11 protein-coding genes and 3 rRNA genes are annotated in these 19085 nt (G+C 65.5%); 8 read left to right on the top strand and 6 right to left on the bottom strand.

What is annotated here, in order from left to right; translation table 11 throughout:
* Positions 1-111 precede the first annotated feature (111 nt).
* Entirely contained in the window at positions 112-1800 is a 1689-nt protein-coding gene (locus ACQP1K_RS25630; RefSeq protein WP_433498247.1) for a peptide ABC transporter substrate-binding protein, read from the bottom strand.
* A gap of 386 nt (positions 1801-2186) precedes the next feature.
* Here ACQP1K_RS25630 and ACQP1K_RS25635 point away from each other — a divergent pair, with 386 nt between their 5' ends.
* The 4 genes from ACQP1K_RS25635 (at position 2187) to ACQP1K_RS25650 (ending at position 4641) form a co-directional block, all read left to right on the top strand.
* Entirely contained in the window at positions 2187-3092 is a 906-nt protein-coding gene (locus tag ACQP1K_RS25635) for an ABC transporter permease (protein WP_433498248.1), read from the top strand.
* On the top strand, positions 3085-3864 hold the full coding sequence (locus ACQP1K_RS25640; protein WP_433498249.1) for an ABC transporter ATP-binding protein: 780 nt from the start codon (positions 3085-3087) through the stop codon (positions 3862-3864). Before ACQP1K_RS25635 ends, ACQP1K_RS25640 begins: the two co-directional genes overlap by 8 nt.
* Before the next feature lie 16 nt (positions 3865-3880).
* The gene (locus tag ACQP1K_RS25645; protein WP_433498250.1) at positions 3881-4417 is read left to right on the top strand and encodes a YbhB/YbcL family Raf kinase inhibitor-like protein; all 537 of its coding nucleotides are present in this window, start codon (positions 3881-3883) and stop codon (positions 4415-4417) included.
* 62 nt (positions 4418-4479) lie between these two features.
* The gene (locus tag ACQP1K_RS25650) at positions 4480-4641 is read left to right on the top strand and encodes a hypothetical protein (RefSeq protein ID WP_433498251.1); all 162 of its coding nucleotides are present in this window, start codon (positions 4480-4482) and stop codon (positions 4639-4641) included.
* Between the two features lie 69 nt (positions 4642-4710).
* Here ACQP1K_RS25650 and ACQP1K_RS25655 read toward each other — a convergent pair whose 3' ends face one another.
* The gene (locus ACQP1K_RS25655) at positions 4711-5760 is read right to left on the bottom strand and encodes a hypothetical protein (RefSeq protein ID WP_433498252.1); all 1050 of its coding nucleotides are present in this window, start codon (positions 5758-5760) and stop codon (positions 4711-4713) included.
* 421 nt (positions 5761-6181) lie between these two features.
* On the opposite strand from ACQP1K_RS25655, the gene ACQP1K_RS25660 reads away from it, so the two are divergent.
* The 4 genes from ACQP1K_RS25660 to ACQP1K_RS25675 all read left to right on the top strand — a co-directional run bounded on the left by ACQP1K_RS25660 (position 6182) and on the right by ACQP1K_RS25675 (position 11426).
* Positions 6182-6763: a DUF1707 SHOCT-like domain-containing protein gene (locus ACQP1K_RS25660; protein ID WP_433498253.1), complete on the top strand. Its 582-nt coding sequence runs from the start codon at positions 6182-6184 to the stop codon at positions 6761-6763.
* A gap of 57 nt (positions 6764-6820) precedes the next feature.
* Entirely contained in the window at positions 6821-7849 is a 1029-nt protein-coding gene (plsX, locus tag ACQP1K_RS25665; RefSeq protein ID WP_433498254.1) for a phosphate acyltransferase PlsX, read from the top strand.
* Positions 7850-7951: 102 nt separating this feature from the next.
* Positions 7952-9676, top strand: coding sequence for an arginine--tRNA ligase (argS, locus tag ACQP1K_RS25670; protein WP_433498255.1), 1725 nt, complete (start codon positions 7952-7954; stop codon positions 9674-9676).
* 103 nt (positions 9677-9779) lie between these two features.
* Positions 9780-11426: a hypothetical protein gene (locus tag ACQP1K_RS25675; RefSeq protein ID WP_433501646.1), complete on the top strand. Its 1647-nt coding sequence runs from the start codon at positions 9780-9782 to the stop codon at positions 11424-11426.
* Positions 11427-11901: 475 nt separating this feature from the next.
* Here the strand turns inward: ACQP1K_RS25675 and ACQP1K_RS25680 are convergent, their stop codons facing one another.
* The 4 genes from ACQP1K_RS25680 to ACQP1K_RS25695 all read right to left on the bottom strand — a co-directional run bounded on the left by ACQP1K_RS25680 (position 11902) and on the right by ACQP1K_RS25695 (position 18714).
* Positions 11902-12348, bottom strand: a complete 447-nt coding sequence (locus ACQP1K_RS25680; protein WP_433498256.1) for a cell division protein SepF — start codon at positions 12346-12348, stop codon at positions 11902-11904.
* A gap of 941 nt (positions 12349-13289) precedes the next feature.
* Positions 13290-13406, bottom strand: a 5S ribosomal RNA gene (rrf, locus tag ACQP1K_RS25685).
* A 119-nt stretch (positions 13407-13525) separates the two neighbouring features.
* Positions 13526-16634 (bottom strand): 23S ribosomal RNA (locus ACQP1K_RS25690).
* Between the two features lie 560 nt (positions 16635-17194).
* Positions 17195-18714: ribosomal RNA gene (locus tag ACQP1K_RS25695) — 16S ribosomal RNA — on the bottom strand.
* Together the 16S, 23S and 5S rRNA genes form the textbook arrangement of a ribosomal RNA operon.
* Between the last annotated feature and the right edge of the window lie 371 nt (positions 18715-19085).

The raw sequence follows: 19085 nt of genomic DNA on the forward strand, positions 1-19085 counted from the left end.
GCCTAAGGTCTACGAGCCTTCCCCAACAGGTCGATGCAGGGCAGGCGTGGGTGGACAGCCGCCGAGGCCGGCCCCGGTCCGGAACCGGCCTCGACGTCGCGGACCGGGAGACTAGCTCTTGATCGCGATGGACAGGGGGTCGAGCACGCCGAACGGGGTCACCTTGACACCCGTGACCCACTTGGAGGTGCCGGCCTGCAGGCCGTACGACCACAGCGGGATGGCGGGCATGTCCTGCGTCAGCATAGCCTCGGCCTCCTGGTAAAGACGCAAGGACTCGGCCGGGTCGGCGGCGGTGTCGGCCTCGTGCAGCTTCGCGTCGAGGTCCTTGTTGCTGTAGAGACCGTCGTTGGAGGACGAGTTGGTCTTGTACAGCGGGTTGAGGAAGTTCTCGATGTGCGGGTAGTCCATCTGCCAGCCGGTGCGGAAGGAGCCCTTGATCTTGTGCTGGGTGACGGTGTCCCGAAGCTCGGCGAAGGTCGGCATGTCCCGGTGCACGAACTGGAAGCCCGCGTCGGTGCCGAAGGCCTGGTTGATGCTGTTGACCGTGGCCTCGATCCACTCCTTGTGGGTTCCGTCGGCGTTCGACCAGATCGGGAACTCCTTCGGCGGGGTGTAGCCCGCGGCCTTGGCCTTGGCGAGGTACTCCTTGGCCTTGGCCGGGTCGAAGGTGCACAGGTCGCCGCAGGCGCCGGCCTTGTAGCCCTCGACGATCGGGGAGACCCAGCTGTCGAGCGGGGTACGACCGTTGTTGAAGATCTTCTCGGTGATGGTCTTCCGGTCGATCGCGAGAGAGACGGCCTTGCGGAAGTCGGCGTTGCCGCCGAACTCCTTGTTGTACAGCGGGAATGTGAGCGTCTGGATGACGCCCTGCTGGCTGTCGATCGCCCGGTCACCGAGGTCGCTCTTCCACTTGTCCCCGGCGAGCGCGGACGGCGGGATCAGCTCGGTGAAGTCGAGGTTGTTGGAGACCAGGTCAGCGTAGGCCGCGTTGTCGTCCGTGTACATCTTGTAGACGATCTGCTTGACCTTCGGCTTCTCCGCACCCGGGTAGTCGGGGTTGGCCTCCATCACCAGCTGGGAGTTGTGGTCCCACTTGGCGAACTTGAAGGGGCCGTTCGTCACGGGGTTGGACGAGAAGGCCTGCGGGTCCTTGAAGAAGGCGTCGGGCAGCGCGGAGAACGTCGAATAGCCCAGCTTGGTGCGGAACACCGCCTGGGGCGAGCTCAGCGTGACCTTGAAGGTCAGGTCGTCGACGACCTCGAGGCCGGACAGCGTCTCGGACTCGGGCTTGGGCGCCTCCTTCGGCCCGTCCGGGCCGTCCGGGTCGGCGGTGTTGACCTTGTCGAAGCCCTCGATGTCCGCGAACCAGGAGGCGCCGAGCTGGCCGTTCGGCGAATAGGCCGTGTAGTTCCAGGCGTCGACGTAGTTCTTGGCGGTGACGGGAGTGCCGTCGGTCCACTTCAGCCCGGGCTTGAGCTTGATCGTCCAGACCTTGTTGTCGGAGGTGTCGATGGACTCCGCCTGGTCCAGCTCGGCCGCCGCCGTGTCCGAGTTGTACTTCATGAGCTTGCTGTACATGAAGTCGACGACGGTGCCGCCGCAGGTCTCGTTGATGTTCCCGGGTACGAGGCCGGTCTGGGGCTCACAGCCCCGGATGAACACGGCACCGGTCGCCGCACGGGGGTTCTCGTCGCCCGACCCCCCGCTGCCCTCGCCGCCTCCACCGCCGCACGCGGCGACGCCGAGCGCAAGCAGCGCGGTGCCGGCGGCGATTTTCGCGCCCTTAGTCACGCGCATATGGATCTTGGTCCTCCCTCTAGGATGGGCGCCACACTGGTCAGGCTCGGTTTTCCGGCACGGTCACACCAGTAGACACCCCTGCCAGTGTCCGGAGCATCCCTCACCGGACACACCATAGGAGTCTCTGACTCATTGCAGTTCGGTCACACGTGTGCCAGTCGGGCGTCACACGCATTTCGACGAGCCGACCCTAAATGCCTCGCACCACCGTAAAGCCCTCAGTAAGGTACATATATCACCCTGCAGGTCGTACATGGTCCATGAGATGCCGAACCAGCCGCGCCGTTGCTCCCATATCACTATGTCCTGGGCTACCTTTGACCAAGCTGCGGTACTGCACGTCGCGGCCACCTCACCGACCACCATCCAATAGAGTCCATGCCATGAGCCAGCCGGAATCCGCCCTCGCGGACGCCCAGGCGGGCGGCCGAGCCCCGGAGACGCTGGCCGCTCTCGCCGAGCGTTACGGACTGCGACGGGCCATAGCGCGCCCCAGCATGCCCGCCTACCTGCGTCAACTGTGGGACCGGCGGCACTTCATCCTGACGTACGCCACGTCGCGGAGTGTCTCGAAATACTCCGACTCGGCGCTCGGCCAGCTCTGGCAGGTTCTCACCCCGCTGCTCAACGCCGCCGTCTACTTCCTGATGTTCGGCATCATCCTCGACCAGCGCAAGAACATCGAGTACTACCCCGCGTTCCTCATCACCGGGGTCATGGTCTTCACGTTCACCCAGCGCACGGTGACCGGCGGCGCCAAGTCCATCTCCTCCAACCTGTCGCTCATCCGGGCGCTCCACTTCCCCCGGGCCTCGCTACCGCTGGCCTACACGATCCAGGAGCTGCAGCAGCTCGCCTGGTCGATGGGCGTGCTCGTCCTGTTCGTGCTCGCCACGGTCCAGAAGGTCACCTGGCTGTGGCTGCTGATCCCGGTCTCACTGCTCATGCAACTGGTCTTCAACATCGGCATGAGCCTGTTCCTGGCGAGGATCGGCGCGTTCGTCCGCGACATGAACCAGCTGCTGCCGTTCATCCTGCGCGCCTGGCTCTACGCCTCCGGCGTGTTCTACAGCATCACCGAGCGGACCGCCGACCAGCCGGAGATCCTCCGCTGGGTGCTGGAGTTCAACCCCGCGGCGGCCTACATCGAGTTCATGCGCGACCTGTTGATCTACGAGAGGTTCCCGGAGCGCTGGGCCTGGGTCACCTGCCTGTTCTGGGCGGTCTTCGCACTGATCGCCGGTTTCTGGTACTTCTGGCGCGCCGAGGAGAGGTACGGGCGTGGCTGAGCTGGCCGAAGGCGAACTGACCGCGGGTGGGACGCCGACCGTCATCGTCGACGACCTGCACATCGTCTACAAGGTCTACGGCGCGACAAGCGACGCCGAGAAGGGGAACGCGGCGAACGCGCTGCTGCGTGTCCTACGACGGCAGGGGCGCCCGCAGATGAAGGAGGTCCACGCCGTCAAGGGTGTGACTTTCATCGCACACCACGGCGACGCGATCGGCATCATCGGCCGCAACGGCTCGGGCAAGTCCACGCTGCTGCGGGCGATCGCCGGCCTCCTCCCCCCGCACAAGGGCGCCGTCTACACCAACGGCCAGCCGTCCCTGCTGGGTGTCAACGCCGCGCTCATGAAAGAGCTCACCGGCGAGCGCAACATCGTGCTCGGCTGCTACGCCATGGGCATGACGCCCACCGAGGTGCGCGCGAAGTACGACGACATCGTGGACTTCTCCGGCATCGGCGAGTTCGTTCAGTTCCCCATGTCGACCTACTCCTCCGGAATGGGCGCCCGGCTGCGGTTCGCCATCTCCTCGGCCAAGACACACGATGTGCTGCTCATCGACGAGGCACTGGCGACCGGAGACCGCGAGTTCAAGCGGAAGAGCCAGCAGCGCATCAAGCAGATGCGCGAGTCCGCCGGGACCGTCTTCCTGGTGGCCCACAATCTTGACGTGATCGAGGAGACCTGCAACCGGGTGATCTGGCTCCACAAGGGGAAGATCAAGATGCAGGGCGATCCGCAGGAGGTCCTGGACGCCTATAACAAGGCCTGATTGGAGAGGGTGAACCGTGCCGACGCCGCCACCGATTCCTTATGAGCACCTCCCCGAGGTGGCCGAGCTGACCGTCGAAAGCGACGACGTCCGCGACGGCGAGCGCCTGAGCGACGCCCATGTCTTCAACGACTGGGGCATGACGGGGCAGAACATCTCCCCGCACCTGCGCTGGTCGGGCGCTCCGGAGGGCACCCGAAGCTATGCGGTGACCTGCTTCGACCCGGACGCGCCGACCGGAAGCGGGTTCTGGCACTGGGTGCTGTTCGACATCCCGGCCGAGGTGGCCGAACTGCCGGCCGGCGCGGGCAGCGGCCCCGACTTCAAGGGCCTGCCCGGGGACGCCGTGCACGCACGCAACGACTACGGCGTCAAGGCGTACGGCGGGGCCGCCCCGCCTCCCGGATACCCGCACCGCTACGTGTTCGCCGTACACGCCCTCGGTGTGGACAGGCTGGGCGTGGGCGAGGACGCCTCGCCCGCCGTCGTCGGCTTCAACATCACGGCGAACACCCTCGCCCGCGGATATCTCGCGCCGGTCTACGCGACTTGATACCGCCGAACCCCTCGTTCGACTATCATTCGAACTGAGATTCGATGTAGGGGAGGGGTGGGATGAGCGAGCTGGCGACGGCGATCGACAACCTGGCCGATGAAGATCCCGCAGAGCTTCCGTTGGCGGCACTCACCGAGCAGCTCGTCGAGTTGCACTGGCAGATGGCCCGACTACAGGCTCAGATCGCCCGCCGCACCCATGTCCGCCACTCCAGCAACTAGTCTCACCGCTCATGGCGAAAGGCCGGCGTCCCACCGGGGGCGCCGGCCTTCATGTTCGAAAGGTCGGCTCTACTCGCAGGGCTCGTCCGCCTGCCGCGCCGTGGCGTTGGTGACGACCGAGGGAGTGGTCGACGCGGCGGAGTAGGGCTGCGCGTTCACGACGGCGGCCGCCGTGGCCGTCAGGCCGACGGCGGCGGTCAGCGCGCCGGGGGCGGCGTCGGCCGCACCGGCGGTCGCGTTCACGGTGCGGGCAGCGCCGGTCACGTTCGCGTTCGCCGTGTCGGCCGCACTCGCGGCGGTCGACCCCGCAGCGGAAGCGGCCGCCGTGGTCGTGGCCGGAACCCCGGCGAGCAGGCCGCCCGCGCTGTTCCCTGTCGCCGCGACCACTCCCCTCAGGTCGACGGCAGCGGCCAGGTCGGCCGCCACATCGAGGTCGAGCGCCGCGGTGACCACGGCGCCCACGTTCGCGACGACCGGGGCTGCGACTTCGGCCGTACGGGCCGTGGCGCCAGCGACGGCGGCATCGGCCCTGCGTGCCGTGGCGCCCGCGACGGCGCCGGCCTGCTTGTCGGCCCCGCTGACGGCGGCGGCAGCGGTGTCCGCCTTGGCCGCGACGACGGCGGTCGCGTCGGCGCCCACGTCGACGCCCACGGCGATCGCCGCGTCGAGAACCGCGATGAGGCGAGCCCGGAGCACGGCGACGATGTCGGCGCTGATCCTGGCCCTGGCGTCGGCCACGATGTCGGCCGCCAGGGCGGCCGCCTCGGCGAGACGGGCGTTCGCTGCCGCGGGAAGCTCGTCGGTGGCGGTGGCGGCGAGATCCACCACGGCGACGAGGTCGGCCCGCACGGTGGCTGTCAGGTCCACAGCGGCGGCAACCGCGGCCCCCGCGTTCGCGACGACCGGGGCGGCGGCATCGGCCGTACGGGCCGTGGCACCCGCGACGGCGGCCGGGTCGTCGCAGTCCAGATCGGACAGCAGCTTGGAGACGGCTGCGAGCCGGGCGTCGGCGTTGCCCTGGGCAGGTGCCGCCGTGTGGGCGGGCGTCGCCGCCTGGGCGGGCACCGCGAACACACCGGCGAGACCGATCGCTACGGCGACGACGGCTGTTCTAACCACTCGTTTCATTAACTTGCCCCCGGTTCATATTCCGTTTCACGAGAGTGGGAATGACGAACCCAAGAACCCCCGTGGTCGGCGAACGCGCCGACAAAGACGACGGCATTTCTATCACCTCCCCACATGGCGCGAGGCCGGGCCGTTCCGGACGTCAGGCCAGCTGACCGATGGTCAAGTCCGGACATGAGGGGACCATCGACCATCTCGTGGTCAGGCCCGTTCCGAGCCGTGAAAAAGGCACGGTAAAAGCGTGCACGGTGCCGGGCAACCATTCTTTCCGGTGGCTTTGGCAACGCGCGCGGCGAGGGTGCGAACACCCCGATATGGGCCGGGCCGAAGAGAGGCTCCGTACGGACCGCCGGGCCGAGGTCACGTCCCGGAGATCTCGCGACATATCGCGTTTGTCGCTAGGCTTGAGACCGTGACCACCCTCACCCCGTTCGCCGGCGACGACCCCGCACAGCGCGCCTCCGACGCGGACCGCGACCGGATCGCGGCCGTGCTCGGCGAGGCGCTCGCCACCGGCCGCCTGACCAGCGCCGAGCACGCGGACCGCCTCGACACCACTTACTCCGCCGTCACCATCGGCGATCTCCTGCCCCTGATCAGGGACCTTCCCGAGGCGTCACGCACGCCGACCTCCCCCTCCCCAGGCACGGAGACCCACCGGGTCGCCGCGGTCTTCAGCAAGGTGATCAGAAGAGGACGCTGGGTGGCCGGGCGCCACACCGAACTCCGTTCCGTCTTCGGCGCGCTGATCGTGGACCTGAGCGACGCCGTCCTACCCGGCCGCGAGGTCACGCTGGAGCTCAACTCGTTCTGCGGCAAGGTCATCGTGGCGGTCCCGCCCGGCGCCCGCGTCGTCGACGAAGGCAGCGCGCTGTTCTCCAAGCGGTCGGTGACCGGTGGAGGGCAGGGAGACGGCCCGCTCATCCGCGTCACCGGGCAGGCGCGCTTCGGTAAGATCGTGGTCTATCGCGGGCAGCATCCCTCGGCACTGTGATCCACGCCTCGGCCGTCGCCGCCGCGTGCGACGAGGGGCAGCGCCTAAGATGCGGCCATGCAGGCTGGAGGCCGCGGACCGCTCATCGCCCTCGACGCGATGGGAGGCGACCACGCACCCGGCGAGATCGTGGCGGGAGCCGTACAGGCCGTGCGGGAACGCGGCGTCCAGGTCGTGCTCGTGGGCCGGCCGCATGAGCTTCACCGAGCCCTGGCCGAGCACGACGCGATCGCCGACATCCCCATCGTCCGGGCGGAGGAGGCGCTCACGATGGACGAGGGCGCCCTCGCCACCCTGCGCCGTCCCCGCTCCAGCATCGCCGTCGCCTGTCATCTCGTCCGGCGCGGCGACGCCGCCGCGGTCGTTTCGGCGGGGTCGACGGCCGGCGTGGTCACCACGGGACGGCTGCGCCTGCGCGGCCAGCCCGGAGTCGTACGGCCCGCGATCGCCGTGGTCCTGCCGACCCGGCCCAGGCCGACCGTGCTGCTCGACGCCGGCGCCACCGCCGACGCCAAACCGGAGATGCTGGTGCAGTTCGCCCATCTCGGCGTGGCGTACGGCGAGGCCGGGCTCGGCCTGCAAGATCCCCGCGTCGGCCTGCTCACCATCGGCGAGGAGGCGGAGAAGGGCAACAAGCTCGCCAGACGCGCCCACGAGCTGCTCACGGCCGCGCCCGGCATCGACTTCGCCGGCAACATCGAAGGCCACGACCTGCTGACCGGGAAGGTCGATGTCGTCGTCACCGACGGCTTCACCGGCAACGTCGCGCTGAAGACCCTGGAGGGCAGCGTCCGATACGCCTTCGGCCAGCTCAGAGAGACCATCGAGGAGGGCCGCCTGGCCCGCATCGGCGGCCTGCTGCAACGGTCGCGCCTGCGCGAACTCAGCAGCAGGCTCGACCCCGAGTCGCAGGGCGGAGCCGTACTCCTCGGGCTGAACGGGACCGTGGTGATCGCGCACGGCTCGTCCAGCGCCAGGGGCATCGCGGCCGCCTGCGAACTCGCCGCCAGGCTCGCGACCCAGGGCATCGTGTCGCGGATCGGCGAGCGCATCGCGTCCGCGCCGAAAACGCATCGCCTCTGGTAGAGGTCACACGCGGCCCCTGTGACGGCCGCCCCGGATGGTCGGCGCTGGTAGGCGGACTGTCGAGCGGTGAGGGCGGACCTTGCGCGCCGATAAGCTTTGGGCATGACCGACCCGCAGTTCGTGCTCGCCGAGCGGGTCCAGCAGGCGCTGGGCACCGCCTTCGGTACGGAGTACGCCACCGAAGATCCGCTGATCAGGCCCTCCCAGTTCGCCGACTACCAGGCGAACGTAGCGCTCAGCCTGGCCAAGCGGCTCCGACGTTCCCCGCGGGAGGTCGCCCAGGCACTACTCGACGCCCTCGACACGACCGACATGACCGCCGAGATCAGCGGTCCGGGGTTCCTCAACCTCACCCTCGACGACCGCTGGATCGCCGAGCAGGCCGTACGGCGGCTGCGGGACGAGCGGCTGGGCGTGGCGCAGGCCACGCCGCCCAAGACCGTCGTGATCGACTACTCGGCGCCGAACGCCGCCAAGGAGATGCACGTCGGGCACCTGCGCACGACCATCGTCGGCGACACGCTCACCCGCACACACGAGCACATCGGCAACCGGGTGATCCGGCAGAACCACCTCGGCGACTGGGGCACGCAGTTCGGCATGCTCATCGAGCACCTGCTCGACATCGGCGAGGAGGAGTCGCTGCGGCGGCTGGCCGCCGGCGACGGCAACGCCTACTACCAGGAGGCGCGGCACAAGTTCGACACCGACCCCGAGTTCCAGGACCGTTCCCGGCGCCGGGTGCCGCTGCTGCAGGGCGGCGATCCGGAGACCCTGCGGCTGTGGCACGAGTTCATCGAGTACACCAAGCAGTACTTCAACCACGTGTACACGATGCTCGGCGTCACCCTCACCGACGACGACATCGCCGGCGAGAGCATGTACAACCCGATGCTCGCCGACGTATGCGAGGAACTCCTCCGCGAGGGAGTCGCGGAGATCAGCGAGGGTGCGCTCTGCGTGTTCCCGCCCGGCTTCACCGGGCGCGACGACACGCGGCTGCCGCTCATCGTCCGCAAGAGCGACGGCGGGTACGGCTACGCCACGACGGACCTCGCCGCGATCCGCTACCGGATCCGTGACCTCAAGGCCGACCGCATCCTCTATGTGGTCGGCGCCACCCAGTCGCTCCATTTCCAGATGGTCTTCGCGGCCGCCCGCATGGCCGGCTGGCTGCACGACGACGTCAGCGCCGAGCACATCCAGATCGGCAGCGTGCTCGGCAGCGACGGCAAGATGTTCAAGACACGCAGCGGCGAGTCGATCAAGCTGACCGAGCTGCTGGAGGAGGGGGTCGTCCGGGCCGAGGCCGTCATCGCAGAACGGGCGTACGACCCGGAGGTGCGCCGGCAGATCGCCCGGCAGGTCGGCATGGGCGCGGTGAAGTACGCCGACCTGTCGGTCAGCCACGACAGCGAGTACGTCTTCGACTTCGACCGGATGCTCGCGCTGACCGGCAACACCGGGCCGTACCTGCAGTACGCCACCGCCCGCATCCGCTCCATCTTCCGCACCGGTTCGTACGACCCGGCGGAGGCGACCGGGCCGATCGTCTTGGGCCACCCGGCCGAGCGTGCGCTGGCCCTGCAGCTCCTCGGTTTCGGGTCCGTGGTGGAGTCGGTGGCCGAACTGTCCGAGCCGCACCGACTGTGCAACTACCTGTTCGACCTCGCCCAGGCGTTCACCTCGTTCTACGAGGGATGCCCGGTGCTCAAAGCCGAGGGGGAGGAGGTGCGGCAGTCGCGGCTCGCGCTGTCCGCGCTGACACTCCGCGTCCTGCTGCAGGGGCTCCATCTGCTCGGCATCGAGGTTCCCGAGCGCATGTGAAGCGCCGATCGGCGCGTCTTGTCCGCCCTTACCGCGTCAGGAGTCTAATCTGGCGCGGTCAAGGGAGTGCCTGCCAATCCCTCGGGGAGCGTTTCGCGTGAGCATGGACCTGACCAACCTCGAGACCGGAAATCCGGAGAGCCTCGGGACACCTGCGGGCCTCGGGAGCCCTGAAAGCCCCGGAAGTGATCGCGGAAGCTCCGAAGACGACGGAAACCCGGAGGAAACAGGCAGCCGCGCGAACCCGGCGGGCACAGCGGAACTCCACCGCTACGCCCAGGCCCTCCTCGTCCACCTGGCGGCCGACGGCAGCGCCCCCGCCCTCCCGCCCGGCGTCACCGATGTCCCCGACTACTGGCTGGCGCCCGCCATCGAGGCCCTCGTGCTCATCATGTCCGGGAAGGACGCTCTGGAGCCCCTGGCTCTCGCCACCCGGCTCGACCCTCAGAGCACGACGCTCTTCCTGTGTCTCGCCCTGGCCGTATGCGGCCAGGGCGACCGGATCCACGCTTCCTGGCTCGGCACCGCCTTCGGCGAACTGTCCGCCGAGCGCCCGGTGACCCACGGCCAGCGAGCCCTGTGGCTCGCCGCGGCGCGCGGCGCCTACGGTCCGGTGGGCAAGATATTCGTGCTGCGCAAACTCGACGCGGTAGCCGTACCGGCCGAGGACGAGCGATGGCTCGCGGCCCTGGGTACGACATCGGACGCCCCGGAAGGTACGGCGGCCCCCGACGGCGGCCCGCCCGCCGGGGAAAGCGGCACCCCGGATGTCCGGAAGGCGAACGGAACCGGTGCCTCGGATGTCCAGCGGGCGAATGAATCGGCCGCCGAGGAAGGCCAGGACGGGCCGGTGACGGTGCCGCCGTCGCTCAGGGACTTCCCCGAGCTCACGACCGTACCGGAGATCGCGAAGGCGATCGACGCGGCGGCCCGGCTGCGGCGACTGCGGGAACGGTGCGCGGAGATCACCTCCGCGCCGCGACGAAGCGAGAGCGAAGGCGCCGTCGAAGTGACCAAGGTCGTCAGCGGCATGATCTGGGCCGAAGACGAACCCCTCGCCGTGCTCCGCTCGCTGATCGGTCAGGGCGATCCCCAGGGCCCGATGAGTTCACTCACCGGCCACCTGCTCCACGACGTACGACCGGGCGGCGACCCGCACATGGCCGCGCTCGCGATCTATCTGGCGGCACCCGCGGTGAAGGCCGCGGCCGAGACCCTCATCGAAGTGGTACGCGAACCCCCTCCGGACACCATGACCGTGCCGATTCTCGGGTACGAGGTGAAACTCCGCCCCGAAGGGCCCGACCCGGAATCCCTGGCCACCGCCGAACAGCGCCTCGTGACCGAGTCCGTTCCACGGCGCTCTCACCCCTGGCCCGGCTACCTCCTGCTGAGCGTGGCGGTCATGGCGTTCGTGACCGGATCCGCCCTCGCCCTGCTCCAGACCCTCGGCGACGGTTCTCTCCTGGGTCGCGCCCCCTGGGACTGGGCCATATGGGGCTGGACCCTCGCAGGCCTGGGCCTGGTCGCGGGCGCCTGCGGCGGACACCTTCTCTGGCGAGATCGCCGGCGAGAACAAGCCGAGCTCCAGAACGTCCGAGCACGGGCACGGGAACTGTCCGAACTCGCCGAAAAGGCCGTATGGGCACTGCACGAGTACGCCCGAGAGGCAGAGGCACGGGCCGAGGCCGCGACCGAGGACCTGGCCGAACTGACACGACTGCTCCGCCGCGGCCCCCGCGCCGCGTAGCCGGCCATCGGTCGGTCCGGTGAGACCTGAACCGGACGGACCGGGAACCGGTGCCCGCCGTGGTCACGCCGCTCCGACTGCCACGCCATGGCGACGCCATGGAGGCTTTGCGTGCGCATGCGTCGCTGGAAGGGGTTCTGCGGATGCGCCGTGGAGACGCTTGCTAAGGCAGTCGCGGAGGCGCTGTGGAGGCACTCGCGGAGACACTGTGGACGCACTCGCGGAGGCGCTGTGGACGCACTCGGGGAGACACTGTGAAAGCACCGCAACCGCTGGGAAGACGCCCGGAGACGTCGAGAGACCTCCAGACCCCCTGAGCGGTGATCGGAGTCGACAAGGATCGGAACCGGCGGCTTCCGTCAGAACCCCGCGACCCCCGGCCGACCCCCGGCCGGCTCCCGGCCGTGACCGTTCGGGAACGTAAATCCGATATTCCGGATCAGCGGCCAGGGAATCGATTACGGAATTCATTCGATCAAGCAGTGGAAACCTCTACACTCGCCGGCGTGATCAGGAATACCTTGTCCGCGATGCGCTCAATGCGTCCCTCACACCCATAAGCGAGTCCAGCCGCGAAATCCACCATCCGAGTAGCCTCAGCCGTGGACATTCCCGCCACATCCATAACGACGGCATGCCCCTCCCGGAAATGCCGACCAAGGGTCAGCGCGTCATCGTACTTCCGCGGACGGACCATCACGATCTTCGCGGCCTCCGTGGCAGGCTGCCACCGCTTGGCCGCCCGCTCTGCGGCCGGCACCCAGTCATCCGCGTAGTCCTCGTCGCCGTAAGCCTCGTCGTACTGATCCGCTGCACCCAGGCCAAGGTAGCTCGCCACCTTGCGCACTGCCCCCATCGGCTCGTCCTTTTCCGACTTGTCCTCTTCCGGGTTCGTCCCGATACAAGGGACCGTAATCGACACCTCAGCGATGCCCTACCGACACGCCCGAGTATTTAATTGTTTTTGGTTCGATAATGTGGAGAGCCAGTAACTCCATCTTCCGTTGGTCGATCCTCGTTCCGCTCCACTCTAACTCCATGCTCGCTGCCCTGAGTAGGTCCACGCAAACAGATATCTGCACCGGAGAATCCCAGATCGATCACAAGATCCTCAGCCCCGGCTCCGGGACTCACTCAGCCGCCGCATCGTGAACCCGCCGTCAATCCGCTCGAGGTGCCCAAGGCCGAGCAATCGGATCGGGAGCCGGCGGCCCCTTCTGATCGAAGTGGGGTTGATCAAGTGGGTGGGCTCGGTGGTGGGATGGCCGGGTTCTGTGTGGTGGTGTCGGGGTTTCAGGTGGTGTACGGACATGTGGTGGTGGCGGGGTTTGATGTGGTGGGTGGCCGGGGCCGGGTGCCCTGACAGGTGCGGGCAGGGACGGGCAGCTGTTCCGGCCGGCCGTGACAGTCACGCCCTGGCGGCAGAGGCCTCCGGCCTCCCCGGGCGCGGTGGTCCCGGCACGGTCTTACGCCGGCCGGAACACCCACCCGCCCCCACCCACACCACGGACGCGCCACAGCACCGCCCCCACGGCCAACACGAACCGACCCCCGCGGACCCCCGGCCGCAAACAAAAAAAGGGAGGCACCCACGGCCTCCCGACACCCGCCCGCCCGGCACCCGGCACAGAAAACGGGGGACGCCCCCCGAACACACCGCCAACGACCCAGCCCCGCACAACGCGACCAGGCCCAGAAACACGCAGGCCGCCCGACAAGGAACAGCCCCGGAACGCCTCCACCACAAACAAAAAACGGGAGGCCACACCACCCCCCGAACACACGCCCCACACCCACACACGCACAAAGCCCGGAAACGCGTGCAGGCCGCCCCAACGAAGGAACGGCCTGCACACAACAATTGTCCGGCGGCGACCTACTCTCCCACACCCCCACGGATGCAGTACCATCGGCGCTGGAAGGCTTAACTACCGGGTTCGGAATGTAACCGGGTGTTTCCCAACCGCTAAAACCGCCGTAACCCCACCAAACAGCCAACCACCAACCCCACACACCAACCCCACAAAAAGAGGGCCACGCACGCGGGCACGGTCCGGTTGCTGCTCGAAAATCACACAGTGGACGCAAACACCAAGATTGTGGTCAAGTCCTCGGCCTATTAGTACCGGTCAGCTCCACACGTTACCGCGCTTCCACTCCCAGCCTATCAACCCCATCATCTACAGGGGGCCTTACCCCAAACGGGTGGGAGACCTCATCTAAAGGCAAGCTTCCCGCTTAGATGCTTTCAGCGGTTATCCCTACCGAACGTAGCCAACCAGCCATGCTCCTGGCGGAACAACTGGCACACCAGAGGTTCGTCCGTCCCGGTCCTCTCGTACTAGGGACAGCCCCTCACAAGTCTCCTGCGCGCGCAGCGGATAGGGACCGAACTGTCTCGCGACGTTCTAAACCCAGCTCGCGTACCGCTTTAATGGGCGAACAGCCCAACCCTTGGGACCTACTCCAGCCCCAGGATGCGACGAGCCGACATCGAGGTGCCAAACCATCCCGTCGATATGGACTCTTGGGGAAGATCAGCCTGTTATCCCCGGGGTACCTTTTAGCCGTTGAGCGACACCGCTTCCACACGCCGATGCCGGATCACTAGTCCCAGCTTTCGCTCCTGCTCGACCCGTCAGTCTCACAGTCAAGCCCCCTTGTGCACTTACACTCACCACCTGATTACCAACCAGGCTGAGGGAACCTTTGGGCGCCTCCGTTACCCTTTAGGAGGCAACCGCCCCAGTTAAACTACCCACCAGACACTGTCCCCCACCCGGATCCACGGGCGCGGGTTAGACATCCAAAACGACCAGAGTGGTATTTCACCAATGACTCCACGACAACTAGCGTCACCGCTTCACCGTCTCCCACCTATCCTACACAAGCCGCCCCAAACACCAATGTCAAGCTGCAGTGAAGGTCCCGGGGTCTTTCCGTCCTGCTGCGCGAAACGAGCATCTTTACTCGTACTGCAATTTCACCGGGCCTGTGGTTGAGACAGCGGGGAAGTCGTTACGCCATTCGTGCAGGTCGGAACTTACCCGACAAGGAATTTCGCTACCTTAGGATGGTTATAGTTACCACCGCCGTTTACCGGCGCTTAAGTTCTCACCTTCGCACCCCGAAGAGTGCTAAGCAGTCCCCTTAACGTTCCGGCACCGGGCAGGCGTCAGTCCGTATACATCGTCTTACGACTTCGCACGGACCTGTGTTTTTAGTAAACAGTCGCTTCCCCCTGGCCACTGCGACCCCCACCAGCTCACAACGCACAGTCGATCACCAGCAGAGGCCCCCCTTCTCCCGAAGTTACGGGGGCAATTTGCCGAGTTCCTTAACCACAGTTCACCCGACCGCCTCGGTATTCTCTACCTGACCACCTGAGTCGGTTTAGGGTACGGGCCGCCACAGCACTCACTAGAGGCTTTTCTCGACAGCATAGGATCACCCACTTCACCACAATCGGCTCGGCATCACACCTCAGGCACAAAGAGGGGCGGATTTACCTACCCCTCGCCCTACATGCTTACCCCGGGACAACCACCGCCCGGGATGGGCTACCTTCCTGCGTCACCCCATCGCTTACCTACTACCAGCTCAGGCCGAGCGTTCACCCTCACCCGCCACCCGAAGGCAACAGGGGGCTAAGGACTCTTAGTATCACCAGGTTCAGTATGGGCGCACCACAGCGGGTACGGGAATATCAACCCGTCATCCATCGACTACGCCTGTCGGCCTCGCCTTAGGCCCCGACTAACCCTGGGCGGATCAACCTGCCCCAGGAACCCTTGGTCATCCGGCGCAGAAGTTTCTCACTTCTGACTCGCTACTCATGCCTGCATTCTCACTCGCACACCCTCCACCACCGATCACTCGACAGCTTCACCGGACGCACGACGCTCCCCTACCCACCCACACCACCACAACGATGATGCAAGTGCCGCGACTTCGGCGGTATGCTTGAGCCCCGCTACATTATCGGCGCAAAATCACTTGACCAGTGAGCTATTACGCACTCTTTCAAGGATGGCTGCTTCTAAGCCAACCTCCTGGTTGTCACTGCGACTCCACATCCTTTCCCACTCAGCACACGCTTAGGGGCCTTAGTCGACGATCTGGGCTGTTTCCCTCTCGACCACGGAGCTTATCCCCCGCAGTCTCACTGCCACGCTCAACTTACCGGCATTCGAAGTTTGGCTGACGTCAGTAACCTTGTCGGGCCCATCAGCCAACCAGAGCCCTACCTCCGGCAAGCACCACGCAACGCTGCACCTAAATGCATTTCGGGGAGAACCAGCTATCACGGAGTTTGATTGGCCTTTCACCCCTACACACAGATCATCCCCCAGGTTTTCAACCCTGGTGGGTTCGGGCCTCCACCCAGTCTTACCTGAGCTTCACCCTGCCCATGCGTAGATCACTCCGCTTCGGGTCCACAGCATGCGACTCAAACGCCCTATTCAGACTCGCTTTCGCTACGGCTCCCCCACCCGGGTTAACCTCGCCACACACCACGACTCGCAGGCTCATTCTTCAAAAGGCACGCAGTCACATCACACACAAGGCGAACCCTGTATACGCTCCCACGGCTTGTAGGCACACGGTTTCAGGTACTATTTCACAACCCCTCACCGGGGCGCTTTTCACCTTTCCCTCACGGTACTCGTGCACTATCGGTCATCAGGAAGTATTTAGGCTTACCAGGTGGTCCTGGCAGATTCACACAGGATTCCTCGAGCCCCGTGCTACTCGGGACAACCCCCAGCAGTCGGCATGATTTCACCTACCCGGCTTTCACGGTCTCCGGCCGCCCATCCCAGAACGTTCGACTACCACACCGATTTATCACTGCTTGAGAAGACAGCGGTCTCCTCCAGAAGCTCCCACAACCCCGCACACGCAACGCCCGCCGGCTATCACACGCGCACGGTTTAGCCTCCTCCGCTTTCGCTCACCACTACTCACGGAATCACAATTGTTTTCTTCTCCTACGGGTACTGAGATGTTTCACTTCCCCGCGTCACCACCAACCGCCCTATACATTCAGACGGCGGCAACACCACATGACTGGTGCTAGGTTTCCCCATTCGGACATCCCCGGATCAACGTCTGGTTGGCGACTCCCCGAGGCTTAACGCAGCCTCCCACGTCCTTCATCGGCTCCTGATGCCAAGGCATCCACCGTGTGCCCTAAACAACTTGGCCACAAAAGATGCTCGCGTCCACTATGCAATTCACAAACAACAACCAGAAAAACCAGCCCACCCCACCACCAAACACGCGACCCACACCCCAGACGACAACCACCACCACCGCAGCACAACACCACGACAGCAACAGCCCACCCAGGCGCAGACCCCGCCGGTATGGCAGGAGACCAGCCCCGCACGAAGGAAAAAACACCCGACAACCACCGGCACCCTCGCCCCACGCCCCCACCACAGCAGGAACACAAAACGAGAACACCCACAGCCATCAGGAAGCCCGTTCCCTCAGGACCCAACAGTGTGCCCGGACTCTCCCAGCCCGCCCCATGCCTTTCCCACTCCGCAACCCCACCCCCACACGAATGAAGAGATAGAAACCACGGCGGTACTCACCAACAGACCGACCAGAACAACCCGAATAACCAGTGCTCCACTAAGCAGCACGCCACGCACCGAACACACGCCGGTGACCGCAGCGACACTAGACCAAACCCCCAACACCCAACCCCCCACACAAGGCAGAGAGAAGATGCCACGAGCCGGCCACATGCTCCTTAGAAAGGAGGTGATCCAGCCGCACCTTCCGGTACGGCTACCTTGTTACGACTTCGTCCCAATCGCCAGCCCCACCTTCGACCGCTCCCCCCCAACGGGTTGGGCCACGGGCTTCGGGTGTTGCCGACTTTCGTGACGTGACGGGCGGTGTGTACAAGGCCCGGGAACGTATTCACCGCAGCATTGCTGATCTGCGATTACTAGCGACTCCGACTTCATGGGGTCGAGTTGCAGACCCCAATCCGAACTGAGACCGGCTTTTAGGGATTCGCTCCCCCTCACGGGTTAGCAGCCCTCTGTACCGACCATTGTAGCATGTTTGCAGCCCAAGACATAAGGGGCATGATGACTTGACGTCATCCCCACCTTCCTCCGAGTTGACCCCGGCAGTCTCCCATGAGTCCCCGGCCGGCCGAAGCCGCCGCTGGCAACATGGAACAAGGGTTGCGCTCGTTGCGGGACTTAACCCAACATCTCACGACACGAGCTGACGACAGCCATGCACCACCTGTACACCGGCCCCGAAAGGAACACCCGTCTCCGAGCGCGTCCGATGTATGTCAAACCTTGGTAAGGTTCTTCGCGTTGCGTCGAATTAAGCAACATGCTCCGCCGCTTGTGCGGGCCCCCGTCAATTCCTTTGAGTTTTAGCCTTGCGGCCGTACTCCCCAGGCGGGGCGCTTAATGCGTTAGCTACGGCACAGGAACCATGGAAGACCCCCACACCTAGCGCCCAACGTTTACAGCGTGGACTACCAGGGTATCTAATCCTGTTCGCTCCCCACGCTTTCGCTCCTCAGCGTCAGAACTGGCCCAGCAAGCCGCCTTCGCCACCGGTGTTCCTCCTGATATCTGCGCATTTCACCGCTACACCAGGAATTCCACTTGCCCCTACCAGCCTCTAGCCTGCCCGTATCCACCGCAGACCCGTAGTTAAGCCACGGGCTTTCACGGCAGACGCGACAAGCCACCTACGAGCTCTTTACGCCCAATAATTCCGGACAACGCTTGCGCCCTACGTATTACCGCGGCTGCTGGCACGTAGTTAGCCGGCGCTTCTTCCACAGGTACACGTCAACTTCGTCCCTGCCGAAAGAGGTTTACAACCCGAAGGCCGTCATCCCCCACGCGGCGTCGCTGCGTCAGGCTTCCGCCCATTGCGCAATATTCCCCACTGCTGCCTCCCGTAGGAGTCTGGGCCGTGTCTCAGTCCCAGTGTGGCCGGTCGCCCTCTCAGGCCGGCTACCCGTCGTCGCCTTGGTAGGCCATCACCCCACCAACAAGCTGATAGGCCGCGAGCCCATCCCCAACCGAAAAACTTTCCACCACCACCAGATGCCCGGAGTGGTCATATCCAGTATTAGACCCGGTTTCCCAGGCTTATCCCAGAGTCAGGGGCAGGTTACTCACGTGTTACTCACCCGTTCGCCGCTCGAGTACCCCGAAGGGCCTTTCCGCTCGACTTGCATGTGTTAAGCACGCCGCCAGCGTTCGTCCTGAGCCAGGATCAAACTCTCCAAACAATGTCTGAAAAGAAACCCCAGCCAACACCCACCACCACCGAAACAGCAGCGGATGCCGATCAAAGGAATCCGTCCCCCACACACCCACAAAAAGAGGGCGCGCGAGAACGGGGTAATGCATCAAAATGCACTGGCTTTTAGCACACTGTTGAGTTCTCAAGAAACGGACGCGTACACCACCACCCAGACCAGCCGCCAGGCAGACCCAGGATCCGGGGCGTTACATCAGCTTCACTTTGTGTCATCTATTCTCGCCAGTCCCGGAGGATCCTGTCAAACCAGCCCCACCGGCAACCCGGCCAAACCCGCTTGACATCACCCCCGCCACCCGGCGGGAATTCCGACCACCCCTTCCGGGGCAACCCCTCTAA

The sequence above is a fragment of the Sphaerimonospora sp. CA-214678 genome (genome assembly GCF_050942215.1).
GTDB lineage: Bacteria > Actinomycetota > Actinomycetes > Streptosporangiales > Streptosporangiaceae > Sphaerimonospora.

Coding starts and splice junctions, on each gene's coding strand:
- argS (WP_433498255.1), top strand. CDS start 7,952: ATGACCGACCCGCAGTTCGTGCTCGCCGAGCGGGTCCAGCAGGCGCTG.
- ACQP1K_RS25675 (WP_433501646.1), top strand. CDS start 9,780: ATGGACCTGACCAACCTCGAGACCGGAAATCCGGAGAGCCTCGGGACA.
- plsX (WP_433498254.1), top strand. CDS start 6,821: ATGCAGGCTGGAGGCCGCGGACCGCTCATCGCCCTCGACGCGATGGGA.
- ACQP1K_RS25630 (WP_433498247.1), bottom strand. CDS start 1,800: ATGCGCGTGACTAAGGGCGCGAAAATCGCCGCCGGCACCGCGCTGCTT.
- ACQP1K_RS25650 (WP_433498251.1), top strand. CDS start 4,480: ATGAGCGAGCTGGCGACGGCGATCGACAACCTGGCCGATGAAGATCCC.
- ACQP1K_RS25635 (WP_433498248.1), top strand. CDS start 2,187: ATGAGCCAGCCGGAATCCGCCCTCGCGGACGCCCAGGCGGGCGGCCGA.